The following is a 2,091-nucleotide window of genomic DNA, read 5'->3' as shown; positions in this document are numbered from 1 at the left end:
GCCTATGTCAGCGAGTACGAGGCGGATTACATGGCCAGCAACGGCTTGAGCTAATCGACAAAATGTGCTATACTACTGAGCGGACCCGCACAGCGCGGGTCCGCTCAGCTTGTTTTTTCTCGAGGAAAGGAGGACACATGGTAAATGTGATGGTGTTCGCGCCGTCGCCGGATCTGATGGAGCCAATGCGGAAGCTGGCACAGGAATACGGCAGCGATGAGGTGAACATTGATGTGATTCACCGTTTCGGCACGCCGGAGATCCTGTGGCAGCTGGACCGGTATGACGTGATCGTGGCCCGGGGCATCACCTACAATAAAATCCGTGACCTGTATCCTCAAAAGCATATCACGCAGCTGGTATTTGACGGCCTGGATGTGCTGGAGGCACTGCGCCGCTGCCGGGAGACTTATCATCCCGCCCATCTGGGGCTCTGCCTGGACCGGGACCAGCTTCAGGATCTGGTGCCGGCCATGGAAGAGGTCTGCGGTGCAAAGATCCGCATTTACGACGTACAGGACGAGGAGACTGCCATTCGGACTGCGGAGACCTGCCAGGCGGACGGCATGGATGCGCTGGTCAGCGGCGGCACGGTGTACAACTTCTGCCAGGAGCGGGGGGTGCCATGCACCTATGTGCATCTGCGGATGGAGACGCTGCGGCGGACGCTGTCCGAGGCCATGAAGGCTGCCCACAGCATCAACACCGAACGGACCAAAAGCAACATCATCCGCATGATCCTGGACAACAGTGAGGACGCGGTGATGGCAGTGGATGAATCCGGCCGGGTCCTGGAGGCCAATAACCAGGCGTACCGACTGTATCATCTGGCGTTTTTAAAGGAGTGGAAGGGACAGTCGGTGGAAAAAATCAACGATGCCCTGACCTTCATCGGCAGCCGGAAAAGTCCCTGCCGGGACGGAGATGAGGAGCTTGTGACACTGGACGGGCAGCGGTATATGGTCAAGTACCGGCTCATCAGCGGCGAGACTTCTGCCATCGGCACGCTGATCACCACCAGCGCGGCCTCCAAGATCCTGCAGGAGGAGCGGCAGATCCGCCGGGGGCTGGTCCGCCGGGGACTGGCGGCAAAATACTCCTTCCGGGATATCATCGCGGTCAGCGACAGCATGCGCAGTCGGGTGGAGATCGCCAAGCAGTTCAGTCAGGCCAACAATTCCAACGTCCTCATCACCGGCGAGACCGGCACCGGCAAGGAGCTCTTTGCCCACAGCATCCACGCCGCCAGCGGCCGAAACAGCCAGCCCTTTGTGGCGGTGAACTGCGCGACGCTGCCGGGAAACCTGCTGGAAAGCGAGCTTTTCGGCTATGAGCCGGGCGCCTTTTCCGGTGCGTCCCGGGAGGGAAAGGTGGGCCTTTTTGAGCAGGCCCATCGCGGTACGATCTTCCTGGATGAGATCGGGGAGATCCCTGTATCCCTGCAGGCGAAACTCCTGCGGGTCCTGCAGGAAAAGGAGATCCGGCGGGTGGGCAGCACCACCGTGATCCCTGTGGATGTGCGGGTCATTGCGGCCACCAACCTGGATCTGCAGCAGCAGATCGCAAAGGGAAGGTTCCGCAGCGACCTCCTCTACCGGCTCAATGCGTTGGAAATCCACATCCCACCCCTGCGGGAGCGTCCGGCAGATATCCTGCCGCTGCTGGAGCATCAGATGTGTATTTTGTCTGCGGAATTGGGAAAAGCAGCACCTGCCTTAACTGCCGATGCACGGGAAGTGCTGTGCCGATACGACTGGCCGGGCAATGTGCGGGAACTGCGCAATGTCTGTGAGCGGTTAGTGGTGCTCAGCAACGGCCGCCCTGTGGATGCGGCCTATCTGCGGGAGCTGCATATGTTCCAGGAGCGTCCTGCGGCGGCCCCGGCCGGAACAGTACTTTCTGCCCCGGGTGGGACCACGCTGGTTCTGCCGCCCACCATTCGGAAAAAGGATCTGGCAAAGGAACTGGGCGTCAGCCGCACTACGCTCTGGCGGATGACCAAACGCCAGGAGGAGGCGGCCCGCAAGCAGCGGGAGAGTACGACCGAGTCCTAATGAATCGGAAGATCAAACGCCCGCCGGCCATTGGCCG

General features: G+C 60.7%; 1 protein-coding gene. It reads left to right on the top strand.

Features of this window, described 5'->3' with window-relative positions; genetic code table 11:
- Window positions 1-137 precede the first annotated feature (137 nt).
- Window positions 138-2,054 carry a sigma 54-interacting transcriptional regulator gene (locus QZL67_RS03575; protein WP_022289401.1) on the top strand — a complete coding sequence of 639 codons (1,917 nt, stop codon included), beginning with the start codon at window positions 138-140 and terminating at the stop codon, window positions 2,052-2,054.
- Window positions 2,055-2,091 lie beyond the last annotated feature (37 nt).

The organism is Oscillibacter sp. CAG:155 (assembly GCA_000436875.1).
Lineage (GTDB): Bacteria > Bacillota > Clostridia > Oscillospirales > Oscillospiraceae > Oscillibacter.
Note: the sequence above shows the minus strand (reverse complement) of the source record. Positions and strands in the feature narration are given on the sequence as shown.

Bases quoted from the DNA above. Each gene is read 5' to 3' on its own strand.
- QZL67_RS03575 (WP_022289401.1), top strand. From the start codon at position 138: ATGGTAAATGTGATGGTGTTCGCGCCGTCGCCGGATCTGATGGAGCCA.